Source organism: Methylophilus luteus (assembly GCF_042676265.1).
Lineage (GTDB): Bacteria > Pseudomonadota > Gammaproteobacteria > Burkholderiales > Methylophilaceae > Methylophilus > Methylophilus luteus.
This window is the reverse complement of record NZ_JBHTKB010000002.1, coordinates 264,186-281,979: the sequence shown is the minus strand read 5'-3', so window position 1 is coordinate 281,979 and position 17,794 is coordinate 264,186. Positions and strand designations below refer to the sequence as shown.

The 17,794-nt window shown below is 53.0% G+C and carries 22 protein-coding genes; 14 read left to right on the top strand and 8 right to left on the bottom strand.

The annotated features are described in order from the left end of the window. Positions 1-124 precede the first annotated feature (124 nt). Complete coding sequence (locus tag ACFQ1Z_RS10920) at positions 125-1,339, top strand: NnrS family protein (protein WP_379057602.1); 1,215 nt, start codon at positions 125-127, stop codon at positions 1,337-1,339. 7 nt (positions 1,340-1,346) lie between these two features. Here ACFQ1Z_RS10920 and ACFQ1Z_RS10915 read toward each other — a convergent pair whose 3' ends face one another. After that, positions 1,347-1,898, bottom strand: a complete 552-nt coding sequence (locus ACFQ1Z_RS10915; protein WP_379057600.1) for a thioredoxin family protein — start codon at positions 1,896-1,898, stop codon at positions 1,347-1,349. A gap of 108 nt (positions 1,899-2,006) precedes the next feature. On the opposite strand from ACFQ1Z_RS10915, the gene ACFQ1Z_RS10910 reads away from it, so the two are divergent. Continuing rightward, positions 2,007-2,741: a 16S rRNA (uracil(1498)-N(3))-methyltransferase gene (locus ACFQ1Z_RS10910; RefSeq protein WP_379057599.1), complete on the top strand. Its 735-nt coding sequence runs from the start codon at positions 2,007-2,009 to the stop codon at positions 2,739-2,741. A 92-nt stretch (positions 2,742-2,833) separates the two neighbouring features. On the opposite strand, the gene ACFQ1Z_RS10905 is transcribed toward ACFQ1Z_RS10910, so the two are convergent. Beyond that, entirely contained in the window at positions 2,834-3,088 is a 255-nt protein-coding gene (locus tag ACFQ1Z_RS10905; RefSeq protein ID WP_379057598.1) for a type II toxin-antitoxin system RelE family toxin, read from the bottom strand. Next, entirely contained in the window at positions 3,072-3,287 is a 216-nt protein-coding gene (locus ACFQ1Z_RS10900) for a ribbon-helix-helix protein, CopG family (protein WP_379057596.1), read from the bottom strand. Before ACFQ1Z_RS10900 ends, ACFQ1Z_RS10905 begins: the two co-directional genes overlap by 17 nt. 265 nt (positions 3,288-3,552) lie before the next feature. On the opposite strand from ACFQ1Z_RS10900, the gene ACFQ1Z_RS10895 reads away from it, so the two are divergent. The 11 genes from ACFQ1Z_RS10895 to ACFQ1Z_RS10845 all read left to right on the top strand — a co-directional run bounded on the left by ACFQ1Z_RS10895 (position 3,553) and on the right by ACFQ1Z_RS10845 (position 12,024). Then, positions 3,553-4,482, top strand: coding sequence for an AEC family transporter (locus tag ACFQ1Z_RS10895; RefSeq protein WP_379057595.1), 930 nt, complete (start codon positions 3,553-3,555; stop codon positions 4,480-4,482). A 142-nt stretch (positions 4,483-4,624) separates the two neighbouring features. After that, positions 4,625-5,797: a cyclopropane fatty acyl phospholipid synthase gene (cfa, locus tag ACFQ1Z_RS10890; protein WP_379057594.1), complete on the top strand. Its 1,173-nt coding sequence runs from the start codon at positions 4,625-4,627 to the stop codon at positions 5,795-5,797. Positions 5,798-5,921: 124 nt separating this feature from the next. After that, entirely contained in the window at positions 5,922-7,493 is a 1,572-nt protein-coding gene (gene argA, locus ACFQ1Z_RS10885; RefSeq protein ID WP_379057592.1) for an amino-acid N-acetyltransferase, read from the top strand. Positions 7,494-7,700: 207 nt separating this feature from the next. Then, on the top strand, positions 7,701-8,585 hold the full coding sequence (argB, locus tag ACFQ1Z_RS10880; RefSeq protein ID WP_379057590.1) for an acetylglutamate kinase: 885 nt from the start codon (positions 7,701-7,703) through the stop codon (positions 8,583-8,585). Between the two features lie 28 nt (positions 8,586-8,613). Then, entirely contained in the window at positions 8,614-9,285 is a 672-nt protein-coding gene (locus tag ACFQ1Z_RS10875) for a pyrimidine 5'-nucleotidase (protein WP_379057589.1), read from the top strand. A gap of 47 nt (positions 9,286-9,332) precedes the next feature. Further along, the gene (slmA, locus tag ACFQ1Z_RS10870; RefSeq protein WP_379057587.1) at positions 9,333-9,926 is read left to right on the top strand and encodes a nucleoid occlusion factor SlmA; all 594 of its coding nucleotides are present in this window, start codon (positions 9,333-9,335) and stop codon (positions 9,924-9,926) included. Between the two features lie 2 nt (positions 9,927-9,928). Further along, on the top strand, positions 9,929-10,165 hold the full coding sequence (locus ACFQ1Z_RS10865; protein WP_379057585.1) for a hypothetical protein: 237 nt from the start codon (positions 9,929-9,931) through the stop codon (positions 10,163-10,165). Then, positions 10,162-10,359: a DUF2283 domain-containing protein gene (locus tag ACFQ1Z_RS10860; protein ID WP_379057584.1), complete on the top strand. Its 198-nt coding sequence runs from the start codon at positions 10,162-10,164 to the stop codon at positions 10,357-10,359. Before ACFQ1Z_RS10865 ends, ACFQ1Z_RS10860 begins: the two co-directional genes overlap by 4 nt. Positions 10,360-10,389: 30 nt before the next feature. Then, a complete protein-coding gene (locus ACFQ1Z_RS10855; protein ID WP_379057582.1) occupies positions 10,390-10,614 on the top strand; it encodes a DUF2788 domain-containing protein in 225 nt (74 codons plus the stop codon). A gap of 242 nt (positions 10,615-10,856) precedes the next feature. Continuing rightward, a complete protein-coding gene (locus tag ACFQ1Z_RS10850; protein WP_379057580.1) occupies positions 10,857-10,958 on the top strand; it encodes an excalibur calcium-binding domain-containing protein in 102 nt (33 codons plus the stop codon). 127 nt (positions 10,959-11,085) lie between these two features. Next, the gene (locus tag ACFQ1Z_RS10845; RefSeq protein ID WP_379057578.1) at positions 11,086-12,024 is read left to right on the top strand and encodes a GGDEF domain-containing protein; all 939 of its coding nucleotides are present in this window, start codon (positions 11,086-11,088) and stop codon (positions 12,022-12,024) included. Between the two features lie 105 nt (positions 12,025-12,129). Here ACFQ1Z_RS10845 and ACFQ1Z_RS10840 read toward each other — a convergent pair whose 3' ends face one another. After that, positions 12,130-12,768 carry an outer membrane beta-barrel protein gene (locus ACFQ1Z_RS10840; protein WP_379057576.1) on the bottom strand — a complete coding sequence of 213 codons (639 nt, stop codon included), beginning with the start codon at positions 12,766-12,768 and terminating at the stop codon, positions 12,130-12,132. A 168-nt stretch (positions 12,769-12,936) separates the two neighbouring features. Here ACFQ1Z_RS10840 and ACFQ1Z_RS10835 point away from each other — a divergent pair, with 168 nt between their 5' ends. Continuing rightward, positions 12,937-13,182 (top strand): hypothetical protein, encoded by a 246-nt coding sequence (locus tag ACFQ1Z_RS10835; protein WP_379057575.1) that lies wholly within the window; start codon positions 12,937-12,939, stop codon positions 13,180-13,182. On the opposite strand, the gene ACFQ1Z_RS10830 is transcribed toward ACFQ1Z_RS10835, so the two are convergent. From ACFQ1Z_RS10830 to ACFQ1Z_RS10815, 4 genes are all read right to left on the bottom strand, one after another. After that, positions 13,179-14,390, bottom strand: a complete 1,212-nt coding sequence (locus ACFQ1Z_RS10830) for a multifunctional CCA addition/repair protein (RefSeq protein ID WP_379057573.1) — start codon at positions 14,388-14,390, stop codon at positions 13,179-13,181. The genes ACFQ1Z_RS10835 and ACFQ1Z_RS10830 overlap by 4 nt on opposite strands. Positions 14,391-14,435: 45 nt before the next feature. Beyond that, positions 14,436-15,395 carry a complex I NDUFA9 subunit family protein gene (locus ACFQ1Z_RS10825; RefSeq protein WP_379057571.1) on the bottom strand — a complete coding sequence of 320 codons (960 nt, stop codon included), beginning with the start codon at positions 15,393-15,395 and terminating at the stop codon, positions 14,436-14,438. A gap of 103 nt (positions 15,396-15,498) precedes the next feature. Further along, the gene (locus tag ACFQ1Z_RS10820) at positions 15,499-17,499 is read right to left on the bottom strand and encodes a transglycosylase SLT domain-containing protein (RefSeq protein WP_379057570.1); all 2,001 of its coding nucleotides are present in this window, start codon (positions 17,497-17,499) and stop codon (positions 15,499-15,501) included. A 100-nt stretch (positions 17,500-17,599) separates the two neighbouring features. Beyond that, positions 17,600-17,782 carry a hypothetical protein gene (locus tag ACFQ1Z_RS10815; protein ID WP_379057569.1) on the bottom strand — a complete coding sequence of 61 codons (183 nt, stop codon included), beginning with the start codon at positions 17,780-17,782 and terminating at the stop codon, positions 17,600-17,602. Between the last annotated feature and the right edge of the window lie 12 nt (positions 17,783-17,794).

Here is a 17,794-nt window from a genome sequence, read left to right as displayed (position 1 = left end):
CCACTGCCCTCCTCACTCATCTCAAGCCGGCTGACAAACCTGCACCCGGTTTGCGCTGTATCAAACATATGCCAGCGGATGCCAGCTAAACTGAGCCATTCGCTTTTGCAGTATAGGATGTCATATGCAGCAATTCATTCAGATGCCGCCGCCCGGTAAAAAAACACCTGCCGGCAGATTCGCCTTATTCAATCTCGGTTTCCGTCCGTTTTTCCTGCTCGCCTCTGCCTTTGCCGCCATTTCTATCGCTGCCTGGATGTGGTCATACCTGCGCTTTACCCTGCCACCCTTATTCTATGTCTCTGCCTCGCAATGGCATGCGCATGAAATGCTGTATGGCTTTGCCTTTGCAGTGATCGCCGGCTTTCTGCTCACCGCAGTCAAAAACTGGACTGGCAGGCAGACATTACAAGGGCAGGCTTTAGCCGCACTGGTGGCCTGCTGGGCAGGGGCGCGTGCGGTGATGCTGATAGCCCCCGACCTGATCATACTCGCCGCTGTGCTGGACCTGACTTTCAACTTGTGGCTGATGCTGGCGATCGCCCACCCTATCATTCAAGTGAAACAGTGGCGGCAACTGGGTGTGCTAGCAAAAGTGGCGGTGCTGACGCTGGGCAATGCGGCGTTTTATGCCCAGGCCCTGGGCTGGTCCATGAATGGCGCGCATGCCGCCATATGGATAGGCCTGTTGCTGAATGTGAGCCTGATCCTGGTGATCAGCCGCCGTATCCTGCCGGGTTTTATAGAGCGAGGCGTGCAAGAACAGGTCACCCTCAAAAACATGGCATGGCTAGACCGGTTATTGATGCTTTTGCTAGTGGTTTTATTGTTGAATATTCTGACTGCAGATTCGCCCATGGCTAACATGGTGTTAGGGCTCACTATAGCCACAGCCAATAGTATACGTTTGTTGCGTTGGCACACGCCTGGCTTATGGCGAGTGCCCTTGCTATGGAGTTTTTACAGTGGGCTGTGGCTGATCACTGCCGGCTTTTTCTTGTATGCATTGAGTTTTACCAATAGCGGCGTGGCGTTGATACTCGCCATCCATTGCTGGGCCATAGGTGGCATAGGGGTCATCACACTGGCGATGATGGCGCGCGTAGCATTGGGCCATACCGGCCGCAATATACACAAGCCGCCAGCCAGTGTGGCCTGGATATTTGGCTTGTGTATCGCCGCAACTTTATCCAGAGTATTTTTACCATTGCTATGGCCTGAGACTTACCGTTTATCAGTGATGTTGGCGGCAACTTGCTGGATAGTCGCATTTACCTGGTTCTGCATCTGCTACTGGCCTATCCTGAGCAAGCCGCGCATTGATGGCACGCCGGGTTAAACAACCATCACGCTTTCCACTTGATAGAACAACCTATGCTCTGCACCTGCGCTTTTGGCCCATGGCCAGTCTGGGCGACTTGCTTCATGGCCTTGAATAAATCGCGGCTGCTATCGGGCGCAGTTTCCTTGCGGCTTTCGTCAAAGCGGCCACGGTATTGCAACTCGAAGTTTTTATTAAATCCAAAAAAGTCTGGCGTACATACTGCATCATATGCCCGCGCGACCTGCTGGGTTTCATCAAACAGGTAGGGGAAAGGCAACGCCAGTTCTTCAGACAGTTTTTTCATATTCTCCGGGCTATCTTCCGGGTAATCAGCCGGGTCGTTGGACATGATAGCGACAGTATTGATGCCTAATGCCTGCAACTCAGTCACATCAGCTATCAGGCGCGGCAAAATCGCTTTGACATACGGGCAATGGTTGCAGATAAACATGACCAGCAGGCCTTTGGCACCCATGCTGCTTTCAAGATCGACCAGCTTGCCATTGACATCCGGCAGCTTGAATTGCGGGGCTTTCCAGCCAAAATTGCACACAGGGGGGCTAATACTCGCCATCATCTCTCTCCAGCAAAATAACAAAAAGTGTATGGTACGTGATTAAGTGGCGTAGGGGTATGCCGCCAGCCAATGTAAGCAGTCGGCATTTTGGTTACAATGTCGGGCATGAGTAACTTACGTTTTTACAGCCCCGTACCGCTCGCCATAGGCAATACCACCGCACTGAGCGAAAATGCTGCCGCACATGCCATACGCGTCATGCGGCTCAAAGCAGGTGATACGCTGGTTTTATTCAGTGGCGACGGCTTTGATTACCAGTGTGTACTGACGGATATCGGGAAAAAAGCCGCTTATGTGGCAGTCCAGAGCCGCACAGCGGTCAGCAATGAATCGCCACTGAATATTCGCCTGCTACAGGGCATCTCCAGCGGCGACCGCATGGATTACACCATACAGAAAGCGGTTGAATTAGGGGTGACGGAGATCTTTCCGCTGACAACCGACCGCAGCGTGACCAAGCTGAGTGGCGACCGTGCCGAGAAACGTGTAGAGCACTGGCAAGGCGTAGCGATTGCCGCCTGTGAACAAAGCGGCCGCGCCTTACTGCCGCTGGTGCATGCGCCTGTGACACTGACACAATGGCTGGGCCAGCATGAGACACAGGCCAGCCTCAATATTCTGTTAAACCCGGTGGGGGCGAAACGACTGGCGCAACTTGAGCAACCATCCGGCCATATCCACCTATTGATAGGCCCCGAAGGCGGCTTAAGTGGTAACGAAATCACACTGGCTACACAACACCATTTTCAATCTATCGTATTGGGGCCAAGAATCCTGAGGACTGAAACTGCCGCAGTGACTGCAATCGCCAGCATGCAAACCTTGTGGGGCGATTTCTAGCTGGCTCAGACTTTTCTTGGTTTAAACATATGGTTGCAAGTCTGCACACCAGTGTAGCCATACAACAACCTTATCGCCATGCCCTGTAGAGGTCATTTATAAACTTCCCTGCGATGTGCGATACGGATGACCAAAATGACCAACTGGGCATCCTGCACTTCATACACAATCCTGTAATCGCCTACTCTTATCCTACGCAATCCGGAAAACTCGCCCTTGAGCACACTGCCCGCTGTGGGGCTGATCTTTAACTTTTCAATGGCTTCTATCAGACGTTGCCTGTGGGGTTTGTCTATCCGGGCAAGCGCTTTGAACGCGCTTTCTTTGATGCTAACCGAGTAGCTCATTTTTCACCGACTCCCAATCAAGCACTGGGTCAGAAGGATCGCGTAATACGTGTATGGCTTGATTGATATCTTCAAAGTCTTCAAGATAATATTCTATGGCTTGGCGTACCACTTCAGCGCGAGTGCGACGTAACTGCACTGCTGCATGGTCAAGTGAAGAAACCAATTCATCCGGTAATCTTGCAGTAATCTGACTCATAACTGTCTCCTGACATTTAATGAAGTTCAATGAATGTCATTATAGGCACGCATAGAAATATGTCAAACGTGTTTGTCATCACCAACTACAAACTTGAACATTAGACGTTTAAGTCAATTGGCCTAATGATGTGATGCGGCTATGATAGCTTTAGCGGATGGCGGTATTGTCCATACTGCAAAAGCGCATGCTCATGTAGCCAGATTCAGGGCCAGCCGCTTTGGCAGTACTCCCTTAGATTTATCAGTGTTAGGAAGTTGTTCTCATGCTTCAAGTCATGCTACAAATGGCGCTGCTGATCACTGCAGGCATTGCCTGGCAGCGGTTCGCGCCTGACCATATCTCAGCCACCTCGCACCGACGGGCGCTAACCGATCTGGTGTTTTATATCCTGCTGCCGGCATTAGTCATAGATGTGCTGTGGCAAGCACCATTGGATGCGGATACTTTCAGCATCCAGCTCACTGCCATCACTAGGCTGGCCACTGCGGCAGGGTTGATGTGGTTATGCCTGCAAGTGTTTAACCGTTTTAAACCACTGTCACGTGCACAGCAAGGCGCGCTGATGCTGGCGGCCACGTTTCCCAATGCGACTTATCTGGGCTTGCCGGTGACCAGCGAAGTGCTGGGCGACTGGGCACAGGAGATGGTGCTCAAGTTTGACCTGTTTGCCTGCACGCCTATCCTGTTATCCGTAGGCATGCTGATGGCACAGGCTTATGGCAAGCGCGAAGAAAAGTCTAACCCGTTGCGAGAACTGCTGCGTGTGCCGCCGTTGTGGGCGCTAGTGCTTGCGTGCGTGCTCAACCTGGCGCAGGTGGCGCAACCGGAGATGCTGGGCCATGCATTGCACACGCTGGCGGGTGGCGTGATACCGCTGATGCTGATCGCCCTGGGCATGAGCATACGCTGGGACAGTTTTCAGCTGGCACTGCTGCCCAAGTTATTACCGGTGTGCGTCATAGGCCTGCTGCTGGCGCCGCTGGCTGCCATGCTGGTGGCAGAGCAACTGGGCCTGGGCGGGCACACGCTGACAGCCATCACTTTGTTGAGCGCCATGCCGACCATGGTGTTCGGGGTCATCATCTGCGAACGCTACCATTTAGATGGCGCACTATATGCCGCCGCCGTGTTCTCCACCACCTTGATCAGCATTTTCACGCTGCCGCTGTGGTTTCAGTTTCTCTCGCATTAATGGCTGCTGCCGGTAGAACAAATCTCGCCATCGCCGGTCTATCCACATACGTTATATAACGAGTATTCAGGCCATCTGCTAGGGTTTAAGCTAGCGCTGAATACTGTGTGATCTGTATGCGTTTTGGAGGAGTTTCACCGCGATGCCAAAAACTACAATGAATCCTTTCGTGGCGCAACAGCCTGCGCCGCCAGAAACCCTGGTCAGGCTGCTGGGTAAGACTGGCGTCACCATCAACGGCGACGCGCCGTGGGATATAAAGGTCTATGACGAGACTGTGTATCGCGATGTGCTCACACGCGGCACACTGGGTTTAGGCCAGGCCTATATCGAGGGTCGCTGGGACTGCAGCCGCCTGGATGAATTCTTCACCCGCATGATGCGCGCCGACATTGATGAAGAAATGGGCGGCTGGGGCAAACTGCAACTGTTAGGCGATATCCTCAGGCATGCCCTGTTCAACCTGCAGGCCCCTGAGCGTGCCTTCCAGGTCGCGCAACTGCACTACGATATCGGCAATGACGTGTTTGAAGCGATGCTGGATTCGAGCATGAGCTACTCCTGCGCCTATTGGGAAAACGCGCACACGCTGGAAGAAGCACAGACGCACAAGCTGGATATGATATGCCGCAAGCTGGACCTGCAACCAGGCGAGCATGTACTCGAGATCGGTTGTGGCTGGGGCGGGCTGGCCAAACATATGGCGCAACATTACCAGGTCAATGTGCTCGGCATCACCGTGTCTGTCGAACAACAGGCCATGGCCAAAGAGCGTTGCGCCGGCTTGTCGGTAGATATTCAGCTGCTGGATTACCGCAAGTTGCAGGGGCAGTTCGACAAAATCGTGTCTGTTGGCATGTTTGAACATGTAGGGCCAAAAAATTACCCGATCTATTTTGCAACCGTGCACAGGCTGCTAAAAGATAACGGCCTGTTTTTGCTGCACACCATAGGCAACCACAAGACCGCACTTTATACCGACGCCTGGATAGACCGCTATATTTTCCCTAACGGCAAGCTGCCTTCTGCCAGCGAGGTGAGCAATGCCATAGAGAAGAAATTCCTGATCGAGGACTGGCATAATTTCGGCCCGGATTATGACCGCACGCTGATGGCTTGGTGGGATAAATTCAGCCGTGCCTGGCCAGAACTGCAGTTTAAATATGATGAAAGTTTTTACCGCATGTGGAAATACTACCTGATGTGTTGTGCCGGGTATTTCCGCTCGCGGCAAGGCCAGCTTTGGCAACTGGTACTGAGCAAGCGGCAGAGCAACCGCATTTACCGCTCGATACGCCCGGGAGCCAATAGTTGATGTAAACGTCGTCTCTCTCTGTATCACTTAATATGACGGCTTAGGCCGTCATTTTTTATGTTTAATTTGCATAAAAAACCAAATTGATTTATTGTTTTGCAAATTAAATCAGTAAACTGCGCGGATGATAGGCTCAAACATCAGAAATTTGCGAAAATCGCAAAATCTAACTTTACAACAGCTGGCAGCCCGCATGGGCACCGACACCAGCAATCTGTCGCGCATAGAACGCGGTGAGATCGGTATTTCTGACGCCTTGTTACGCGCAGCCGCTCAGGCCATGAGCACCACGCCAGGTCGTTTATACGACGCCGACCTGACGCCCAGCAACCTGACCAATACGCCACCGGCTATCCTTTCCAGCGCCAACAGCAAAGACTTTGTGCACTGGTTCCGCTCCGCTGCGCCGTATATCCATGCGTTTGGCGGCAGCACCTTCGTCATCGCCTTTGGCGGCGAAGTGGTCAGCGAACAACAGTTTATCGCGCTTTCACACGACCTCAACCTACTGGCCAGCCTGGAGGTGCGCCTGGTGCTGGTGCACGGTGCACGCCCGCAGATCGAGCACAGACTCAAGCGCGACAATCTGATCCCCAAAATGCATAACGGCTTGCGCATCACCGATGATACGGCGATGGAAGCGGTAAAAGAAGCCAATGGCACGGTGCGGGTAGAGATAGAATCACTGCTGTCTATGGGCATTTCTAACTCGCCTATGGCAGGCAGTGATATCCGGGTGGCGAGTGGCAATTTTGTCACCGCCAAACCGCTGGGTGTGCGCGACGGCGTAGACCTGCAACATACCGGCGAGGTGCGCAAGATCGATGCGGTCGGCATCCAGAAACGGCTGGACGATGGCGAACTGGTGCTGCTCTCGCCCATGGGTTATTCGCCCACCGGTGAGATCTTCAACCTGACACTGGAAGATGTGGCAGTCAGCGCGGCGATCGCACTGGATGCAGAAAAACTCATCTTCCTGATGGGCTCGGAAGGCATACACAATCTGCGTGGCGAATTATTGCGCGAGATGACCTCGGCCAAAGCCAAGAACATGCTGCGCAATGTGCAGGAGAGCGATGAGCCTATCAACATTTCGGAAGATGTGAATTACTACCTGCCCGCTGCCGTACGCGCCTGCGAGCATGGTGTCGCCAGGACGCATCTGATCTCCAGGCATATAGACGGCGCCATCATCCAGGAGCTGTTCACGCGGCAGGGCATAGGCACCATGATCACCGAGCTACCACTGGAAACCATGCGCCAGGCCAATATCGATGACGTTGGTGGCATACTCATGCTGATAGAGCCGCTGGAGAATGAAGGCATACTGGTGCGGCGCGGACGTGAACGGATTGAAATGGAGATCAATTATTTCTATGTCATGGAACATGATAACCGGGTGATAGGGTGCGCCGCCTTATACCCTTTCCCGGCTGAGAAAATGGTCGAATTCGCCTGCCTGGCGATAGACCCGGCCTATAGAGGTGGCGGGCGCGGTGACAAACTGTTCAATTACTGCCAGGAGCAGGCAAAAGCCATGGGGCATCAATGGCTGTTCTGCCTGACGACACGCACCGAGCACTGGTTTCTGGAGCGCGGCTTTACTGAACAGACGGTGGATCAGTTACCGCACGCAAAACAGCAACTGTATAACCTGCAACGTAAATCCAAAGTGTTTGTGAAAGTACTGAGCTAATAAATGGCTGGCGCTCTCGCCAGCCATTTAAACTTTTGCAGCTTAAGCGCTGGCCGCGTCTTAATTGCTTCATCTAAAGCGAATAAAGTTGAACAAAGTCGGCAAATCGACTTCTTATTCAACATCCTGAGCAAAATTAACCGCACTATGCATTCACTGTTTAACTTTCAGCAGATAGAATACGCATATTCTTGATCGCAAATCCATATGATGAACATTTCAAAAGCCGCCCACAAGGCGCAAACTCTCGCCGAAGCCCTGCCTTACATCAAACGCTTTTTCGATAAAACCATAGTCATCAAATACGGCGGCAACGCCATGACTGATGACCGCCTGAAAGAATGCTTCGCCCAGGACGTGGTGTTGCTGAAACTGGTGGGCATGAACCCGGTAGTGGTGCATGGCGGTGGCCCGCAGATCAACGAGATGCTGGACAAGCTCGGCAAAAAAGGCGAGTTTATCCAGGGCATGCGCGTGACCGACGAAGAAACCATGGACGTAGTGGAAATGGTGCTGGGCGGCCAGGTGAACAAAGAGATCGTCAACCTGATCAACCGCCATGGTGGTAAAGCGGTCGGCCTGACCGGCCAGGATGGTAATTTTATCCATGCCCAAAAACTGCTGATGGAAGACCTCACAGACCCCAGCAAAATGATAGATGTCGGCCAGGTGGGGGAGATCACTGCGATAGACCCCAGCATCATCACCTTCCTCGACACTGGTGACTTTATCCCGGTGGTGGCACCTATCGGCGTAGGCCGCGAAGGTGAAACTTACAATATCAATGCCGATGTGGTGGCTGGCAAGCTGGCTGAGATCCTCAATGCCGAAAAATTGATTTTACTGACCAACACGCCCGGCGTGCTGGATAAGCAAGGCCAGTTACTGACTGGGCTGACCCCCAGGCAGATCGATGACCTGGTCGCCGACGGCACTTTGAGCGGCGGCATGCTGCCTAAGATCAGCTCTGCCCTCGATGCGGCACGCAGCGGCGTGAAGACCGTGCACATCATTGATGGCCGGGTCGAGCACGCCTTGCTGCTGGAAGTGCTGACCGACGAAGGTGTAGGCACCTTGATCAAAGCCAAGTAAGCGACCACTCACTTTAGTCATATTCATCATGTCGCGCAGGGTGTGGATTTTTGATCTGGATGACACCCTGCACGATGCTTCCTCGCATATCTTCCCGGTCATGAACCTGTCCATGACGCGTTACATCATGGACCTGCTGGCACTGGAAGAACCGGCAGCCCACCAGTTACGCCAGCATTACTGGCGTATTTATGGCGCCACCCTGAAAGGGCTGATGCGCCACCACGGGGTAGACCCGCACCATTTCCTGGCCGAAACCCACGCTTTTCTCACTGACGATATGGTGCAGACGACCAGACAATTACGTCAGTTATTGCAGCGCCTGCCTGGTCGCAAATGCGTGTTCACCAATGCGCCGCGTGCCTATGCGGTAAAAGTGCTAGATGTATTGGGCATCAGTGACTGTTTTAACCTGGTGTTCAGTGTGGAATCATCGCGCTTTCATGCCAAGCCTTCGGTACGCGGTTTTCGCATGCTGTTGCGCCAGTTGCGTTGTTGCGCTGCCGACTGCACCTTGTTTGAAGACAGCCTGCCAGCGCTGATGACGGCAAAACGGCTAGGCATGCGCACCGTGTGGATCAGCCGCCGCCTGCACAAGCCAAACTTTGTGCAATATAGATTGCCGCATGTGTTGGCACTCACTCACAGTGGATTGAAAAAACACGCTGGCTGCATTCCCGCCCCAGGCGAATCCGGTTAAAATAGCCGCAAAATAACAACACGCATTCTGAGATTCAGGGACACATCATGGCGACGACCAACAAAGAAGTAAGAGCAAACCGCAAACAGCAAATCCTGGAAACACTGGCCAGCATGCTGCAAACACCACGCGGCGAAAAGATCACCACCGCCGCCCTGGCCGGCAAACTGGAAGTCTCCGAAGCAGCGCTGTACCGCCACTTTGCCAACAAAGCCAAAATGTTTGAAGGCCTGATCGAGTTTATTGAAGGTGCACTGTTTGGCGTGATCAATAAAATCACCAGCGATGAAACCGACGGCCTCAAGCAAGTGCAACTGATGCTGCAAACCATGCTGAAATTCGCCGAACGTAACCCCGGCATGTCACGTGTACTGATAGGCGATGCCCTGGTCAATGAAGATGAAGCCTTGCAGGCACGTATCAACCAGTTGATAGACCGCCTGGAAGCCAGCGTCAAACAATCGCTGCGTATCGCCGAGGCCCAAGGCAACCAGATCACCAATGCCGGTGTTGCCGCCAACACCATGATCAGCTTTGTGGTCGGCCGCTGGCACGCGTTCGCCAAAAGCGGTTTCAAGCGCAAACCCAGTGAAAATCTGGAACAACATATTACGCAGCTGATCACAGCCAGCCTGCAATAAGCGTGAAGACAACGCAATACTTTCAGCATAGCCGCCTGCGCCCAGACCGCGCAGACATCAAAGATGAATGGATTGCATACGTCATCAACCACCCAGAAAAAGAGCTTATCCAACAGGATGGTCGTATTCGCCGCTGGGCTAAAATTGATGAAATGGGCGGCCGCTACTTGCGGGTAGTGCTTTTGGAAAATGGCGAAACCGTGCACAATGCCTTCTTCGACAGGAGATTTATTCCATGAAAATCAAATACTTTCAGGACACCGATACGCTGCATATTGAATTTACCGATGCAGATATCTTTGAAACCAAAGACCTGGATGAAAACATGCTGCTTGATATAGATGCCAACGGCAATATTTGCGGCATCACCCTTGAACATGCAAAACAACGCGCGGATTTTCCTCACTTTTCGTTCGAGCAAATAGCCGCTTAAGCAACCTCACAGACATAGAGCTTTCATAAGATGGAAAACACGATTTTTGGCATGACCGAAGCCCAGCTGACTGAAGTCGGCATGACATACGGCCTGGCCGCCCTGATACTTTTTTTGATCTTTATCGTCGGCAACCTGGCCTGGAAAGCAAAGGCTGGCAAGGTGGGCACATTTGCCTTGTTCCTGGCGCTGACGTTGGGTATGGTCGGCTTTCTGGCCAAGCTGGTCATTCAACACTTTCTGAATATTAACTAACGCAAAAAACGTTACGGCCCATGAATGTCCTTAAGATCTTCGGGCTTGTGTTATTGGCGAGTGCGGCTTATCTGTTGCTGGATGGCTGGCTGCTGCCCTGATTAAGCGCCAGGCAAACCCAGCACCTGATAGCGGTTGAACAGGCCCCCGCCCGTTTTAGCCGGCCGGCCAACGTTGAGGCTGCACCTGAGACGCCAGTGCCAGCAAACCGTCGCTGTGATGGCCGCATACATTGTTCGCAAATGACTTCCTGTGCAGAAGCCCATTTCTTTCTGGCAAACTGCCCTGGCACCGAAATGGATGGCGATCATGATGGCATCCCTTGCGAGCGCCAGTGGTGCTAAAGTGCTAGGGCCTTGTGATGGCCAGAAAAGTTAACCCTTTCTTACCTGAATAGACTTGGCGGGCTATTGCTTAGTGTTAGTCAGTTGGGTAACCTGATTCACATATTGTGATAAAGAAGTGCGCGAAATGCATACACCGCCCGCTGAAACTGATAACACCATTTACAAGACCCTGCTTGAATCCACCAAAGCCATTCCCTGGAAGATAGACTGGGCCAGCAAACAGTTTGCCTATATAGGCCCGCAGATAGAGCAAGTACTTGGCTGGTCGCAAGACAGCTGGAAAACAGTGGATGACTGGGTAAACCGCATTCATGAAGACGAGCGCGAGCGTATCTTTAACTTTTGCGTGGAACGCTCTTTGCAGGGCGAAGACCACGAAGCCGATTACCGAGCGCTGACCAAAACCGGCGACTATGTCTGGATCAGGGATGTAGTGCATGTGGTACGCACCCCCAGCGGTGAGCCGGAAGCGCTGATAGGATTTATGTTTGATATCAGCGAACGTAAAAAGACCGAAGAGCAATTGCTCATCATGCAAAAAAAGCTGGAAGAGTTTTCTTACAAAGACGGTCTGACCGGCGTCGCCAACCGCCGCATGTTTGACACGGTACTGGAACGAGAATGGCTGGAAGCCAGACAAAATCAGCACCCCTTGTCATTGATCATGATAGATATCGATTACTTCAAGCAATTCAATGACTTTTATGGCCATTTGCAAGGCGATCAAGTGCTTAAGCAAGTAGCGAACACACTGACGCAGGCTGGTGTGCGTGCTAAGGATTTCTTTGCCCGTTTTGGTGGTGAAGAGTTTGCCTTGATTCTGCCTGAAACCAGTGCACTGTCAGCCAGCAAAATCGCCGAGCGTTGCCGCAACCTGGTGTTCAAGGAACAAATTCCACACGCCAAGTCAGAAGTCAGCCACATACTGACCATCAGTGTCGGTGCCGGCAGCATCACGCCCCAGCAAAATGACGATCTTAAATCATTCGTAGAGTCTGTAGATGCCCTGATGTATGAAGCCAAACGAAGCGGTAGAAACCGGACAGTGGTAAATAATCGCTAATAAAACATAGCCAGAATGTCTCTGGCACTGCATCACCGGGACTGTACATAAAAAAGAGGCAGCTATTGCTGCCTCTTTTATTACCATACATCCTGCAAGCGCTACTTAAAAAAAGTAATTTGCGCCGACTGTAAATGCATTCACTTCGATATCTAAAGATTCACCAGCTGCTTTTACCAGCCTTGCACTACCCACATCGCGATACTCACCAGTCAACTGCCAGTTTTTAGTCAAATTATAATTTGCCCCTATCCCTAAGACAGGCACGACATCTGACCTGTTTTCACGCCCGCTGACAAATTCATCATCGCTATTGATGTAACGTGCTTTTGTGCGCGTCTTAGCGAATAGCACTCCTGTTCTGGCATACACACTAAACTTCTCATTAAATGGATAACTCCACAGGGCACTAATGGTAGCACCTGAGGCACTAGCTGTCCCTATGCCATAAGAGTCTGCCTTTGCAGTGTAATCGCCTAGATCCAGATAACCGAGCTCAGCTGCAATATAGGAATTAAATTTATAGCCAATCACGGCATCCAAAATCGTGTCTTTGCGATCAATTGACACTTTTCTTTCCTGCTCATCCTCAACTTTACCAATACCACCACTGGAAAGATCAAAATTTACATGAGAGCGGCCAATTTTGCCACCGACGTATATCTTATGCTGCCATTCATCCTCAGCATAAACCGAACTCACCAACAACGTGAGTGGAAATACCAAACAAATTGCCAATTTCATAAACCCCTCCAAATGTTAATTTAAGTAAGTTTATGTTATCACAATTGTAAATTGAAACTACCGTCCATTTAGATTTAAATATCTAAAGTTGATCTAAAAGCTCAAAAAAGCGCTTACATTGCTGAGAAATGTAGGTAAAGGACTAAAGGAGGTCTAAAGATAAGAAATATGAACGGCAATGTGAGCCAGTCAACTAATGAAGGTAATTCTAACTGCGCAGCTCGCAAGCAAGGTGCTGCGGCAATCATTCAACCAGCGATGTTTGCTTTTCTAAACCATGGAACAGATTGGAAAAAACAGGAAAGCTTCAAGCAACTCGCGCGCGACAGTCGTCATCAAGTGCCAAGTGGGCTGATTCAATACCCGCCAGTATTTACCTTGCCTGTGCTTGTATCTGGTGGGCGAGTGACTTAAAAGAGCGCTGCCTCAATCGCATGGGTCCTGGCATCGGCCACTGCCTGTTTGATCGCAGCGGGACTACTGCACTGCTTTGCGATGGCGCCCGCATCAACAGCCAGGGCGGCCTGCAAAGCCTTGCGCAGATGCTCTGCATCATCCAGCGGGCAGTTCTCCAGCCCCAGGCGTCCGCGGCTGTCGCTTTCGCAGGCCAGCAGAAAGTCATCGAAGCGTGAGCGTTGCCTGAACGCATCCAGCTGTTCAAGAAAATTCAACAAGGTGCTGGCTTTCATTTCTCTGGCGGCGTGCAGTTTGCCGTGAAACTTTGCTACTACCAGCGCCAGGTCCTTGCAATCATTGGGTACTTTGAGCCGTGCCACCACGTCGCGGATCTGGTCTACACTGCGTAATTCATGCCCTATATGCCTTGGCAGTACGTCTGCCGGAGTAGTGCCCTTGCCGAGGTCATGCGTGAGGGCGGCAAAGCGCACCGGCAAGCTGAAGCCTTGTTTGGCGGCGTAATCTATCACCATCATGACATGCACGCCAGTATCGACTTCGGGGTGGTAAAGGGCAGTCTGCGGTACTCCCCACAGGCGCGCCAGCTCGGGCAGTATCACCTGCAAGGCACCGCAGTCGCGCAGCATTTCAAACATGCGGCTGGGTTGTTTTTCCATCAGGCCTTTGGCGATCTCCTGCCACACCCGCTCCGGCACCAGGGCATCGACTTCGCCAGCGGTGACCATTTCGCGCATCAGCGCCAGCGTTTCAGGCGCTACGGTGAAATCGGTGAAGCGGGCCAGAAAGCGGCCTGCGCGCAAGATGCGCACCGGGTCTTCGCTGAAGGCGGCGGTGACATGGCGTAACAGCTTGTTCTCAATATCCTGCTGCCCGTGGAAAGGGTCTATCAGTGTGCCATCTTCGGCCATAGCGATGGCATTCATGGTGAAGTCACGCCGGGCGAGGTCTTCTTCCAGCGTCACTTCTGGCGCGGCATAGACGCTAAAGCCTTTGTAACCCTTGCCGGTTTTACGCTCGGTGCGCGCCAGTGCGTGTTCCTGCTGGGTATCGGGGTGGAGAAAGACCGGGAAATCCTTGCCGACTGCGCGGTAACCGGCCGCCAGCATCTGCTCGGGCGTGGCACCGACGACGACATGATCGCGGTCTTTGACCGCCAGGCCTAACAGGCCATCGCGCACTGCACCGCCTACCTGGTAGATTTTCATAGGCTGGTGTTGTGTATGATCGCTATGCACGTGGCAGCTGGCACATCAGCGCCTGGCGTTGATGACGCGACCAGCGGCAGCGCGAAACTGGTCATAAGCACCACGCGGATTATTTTCCACCAGATAGCCGGAAATCACCGCAAACATATCGGTAGGCACGACGCCGAGCTCATTGGCCATAGGCTGCTGGCAGACGTTATCGACCTGCATGGATTTGACATTGTCACGGGATAACAGCTTGATAGGCAGCAACTGCATAAAACTGCCTTGCAGCAGTGAAAGCCTGGTGCTCAAGCCTATGATAGGCCGCTGCACGCCTGTGGTTTTCATCACGGCTTCCATCACCTGTTGCAAGGTCATGATGGCCGGGCCACCCAGTTCGTAGATCCGGCCATAGGTGGCGGGCTCATCCACCGCATTGACGAAGGCCGCGGCGACATCTTCTACCCAGATAGGCTGGAATTTGGCTTGAGGCATCGCCAGCGCCAGCACCGGAATATACTGTATCAGTTTGGCAAACAGGTTGATAAAACGGTCGCGTGCGCCAAAGATCACCGAAGGACGGAAGATAGTCACCTGCAGTTTTTTGCTGCATTCCATCACCGCTTCATCACCGGCCGCCTTGCTGCGCAGATATTCACTAGGCGCACTGACTGCAGCCTGCAAGGCGCTCATGTGCAGCAGCCGCGGGATGCCCAGCTCGACACACAGTTGCGCCACGCGCCGTGGCAGCTGATGGTGCATCTTCTCAAAGCCATTGTCGCTGGTCTGGTGCAGTATGCCTATCAGGTTGATCACAACGTCGCTGCCGGTCAGCTGCGCGCGCAATGCACCATGGTCGTTGACATCGCACTCGACCACTTGCACAAAAGGTAACAATATCAGGTGCTTGGCCTGCTCCCGGCGGCGCGTCAATACCTTCACCTGATAGCCGGCCTGATCCAGCCTGGCCACCACACTGCTACCGACAAAACCGCTACCACCCAATACTGTGACTGTCTTCATATTGCTGATTCCTGATGCATGTTGGTAAATAAGACACTGCGCAAAGCTGTCTTCATCGTTATCACTTGCTTAGAGAGATTGTACAGAAAAATGCCGCATTAGCTTACTCCTGCTCTGAAATGGTGATGGTGGTGGTCACCGTTTCCGCCTCGGCGATGCCCGAACTACGGGCCGGGATAGTGCCCAGGCGATTTTTAAGGGTGATGACAGGCAAGCCCAGTCTGGGCGCATACATGTGCGCGTTTGCCAGCACTTTTTTCACGTAGTTTCGTGTTTCGCTGAACGGGATGGTTTCTGCATAAATCGCGCCTTCCAGCGGCGTGTTGCCCGCCCAGCGTCTGGCGCGGCTGGGGCCTGCGTTATAGGCGGCTGTCGCCATCGCCTCCTGGCCGTTAAAGGTATCCAGCGTATAGCGCATGTAATAAGTGCCCAGGTTCACATTGGTGTCTATGTCATGCAACATGGCATCACTGTAGCTGCTCCAGCCCAGTTTTTTGGCTATCCACTTGGCGGTGGCGGGCATCACTTGCATCAGGCCGCCGGCGCCTACCGATGACTTGGCATAGTGCATAAAGCGGCTTTCCTGGCGGATGATGCCGTAAACCCAGGCTTCATCGATGTCGCGCGCTTTCGATGCTTTTTGCAGATAATCGCGGTACGGCGTGGGGTAGCGCAACTCGAAGTTGTGCGTACGGCTGGTCTTATCCGCTGCCAGCACGGTCAGATCGTACCAGCCCTTGAGCAAGGCATATTGTGCGGCAACGATGCGCGTAGGGTCATCCAGTGCTTCTAGCAGATACAGCCACTCCAGCCTGGCTTCATAGCGGGCGTCGGCGTCAAATAATGCTTCCATGCGCTTGATCGCCGGCAACCTGGCGAACTGGCGCACCTCATCATCGGCGGGCTGGTAAGTCGCCATAGGCTCACCGGCCACCGGGCCCAGCTCTTCAGCCGCTAGCCAGCCATAAAAATGGCGTTCTTGTGACAGCTTTGCCAGTAGCAGGTTGGCTTCGGTGACCTGTCCCTTGCTCTTGAGCGCACGCGCTTTCCAGTAGCGCCAGGTGTGCTCGTCTGCCAGCGCATTGGGCATATTGCCTATGATTTTCAACAGTACAGGCCAGTCCTGCTCGCGCAAGGCACTGCGCGCATACCATTCCCACTGCTCATTGCTCAGGCTGGCCGGCTCTACTCTGGCAAACGCTTTGAGCGCCTCTGGCTCGTGCTTACGCGCTGATTCGAGCGCGATATACGCTTGCATAAGCTGTTTTTCTTCGTTGTTGAGCACTGCGCTGTATTTCTGAAAACTGCTTTGCGCCAGCGCGATATCTGCCTTGGCCTGGCGATGTATGGCGTACAGATACATCGCGCGGCCATAAGCCGATTTATCCTGCACATTGTTCTTTTTTAGCACCAGCGCCGGGTTCTGCGCCACGTCATCTATCTGTTTCAACAGCGTGGCATCGGTTTTGCGGCTGCGTTTGGCCAGGGTCTTGGCCATGCCGGGCTTGTTGGCAAACAAGGCATTACGGTATATGGTCAGCAGAAACGCCTCATCCAGCACGCCCACCTGCTGCAAGGCTTCCAGCATGCCCTGGCAATCGGCTGACAGCTCCTTGCCCGACAGCAACAGCGTTTTGCCATCGTCGTAAGCCGTCGGGTCATCCAGCGCGATGCCGGCCTGCACCTGGAAACACTGGTTACCGGTGTCGTTCAGGGTGTAATAGTTGGGGATCTGCGCCCGCATCTCGACAAACTGGTCCCAGAACTGCACCCTGCCCAGCCGCTTGAGCCAAAGCTCGCGTACCCGTTGTGCCAGCAGGGTGTCGTTGTTCTCCTGCAGAAAGGCCTGCACCTGGTAATAAGACAGCTGATCCATGGTCAGTATCATTTGCCAGTATTGCAGATAAGGTGCCAGCGGTGAGCGGCGCTGGCGCAGCGTCTCCAGCGACTCGGTCAGCAAGGGCAGGTTTCTGCTCTGGTAGGCCTGTTTGGCCTGCAGGTAAGTCTCGCTATCGCCGGCGCGCGCAGCAGTCGTCAGCACCAGCAGGCTGGCGCCTAACAGACAGGCAGCAAAGGAAAGCAAAGGGCGGAATATAGTCTTCATGAGTCAATTAATCACAGGGTCTTGCTATGCTCACGTCCGATTGAATATTTACCTGCACGCAAGCGCGGGCCAGGCATCATGTAGATTTAGAGGGTGGCGCTCAAATTCTGGCCAGGCGACTCAGAAAGAAAAACAATAACAACAGTAGCAAGACGACAAAGCCGCCTTTCCATATTTTTTTCAGCCATTGCCAATAGCGTGCGTTGCCAGTCTGCCAGCCTAGCAGGGCCAGCACCAGGGTACTCAGCACCAGCACCGCAAATAATATCCGTATCCACCACATAGTCTTGATCTA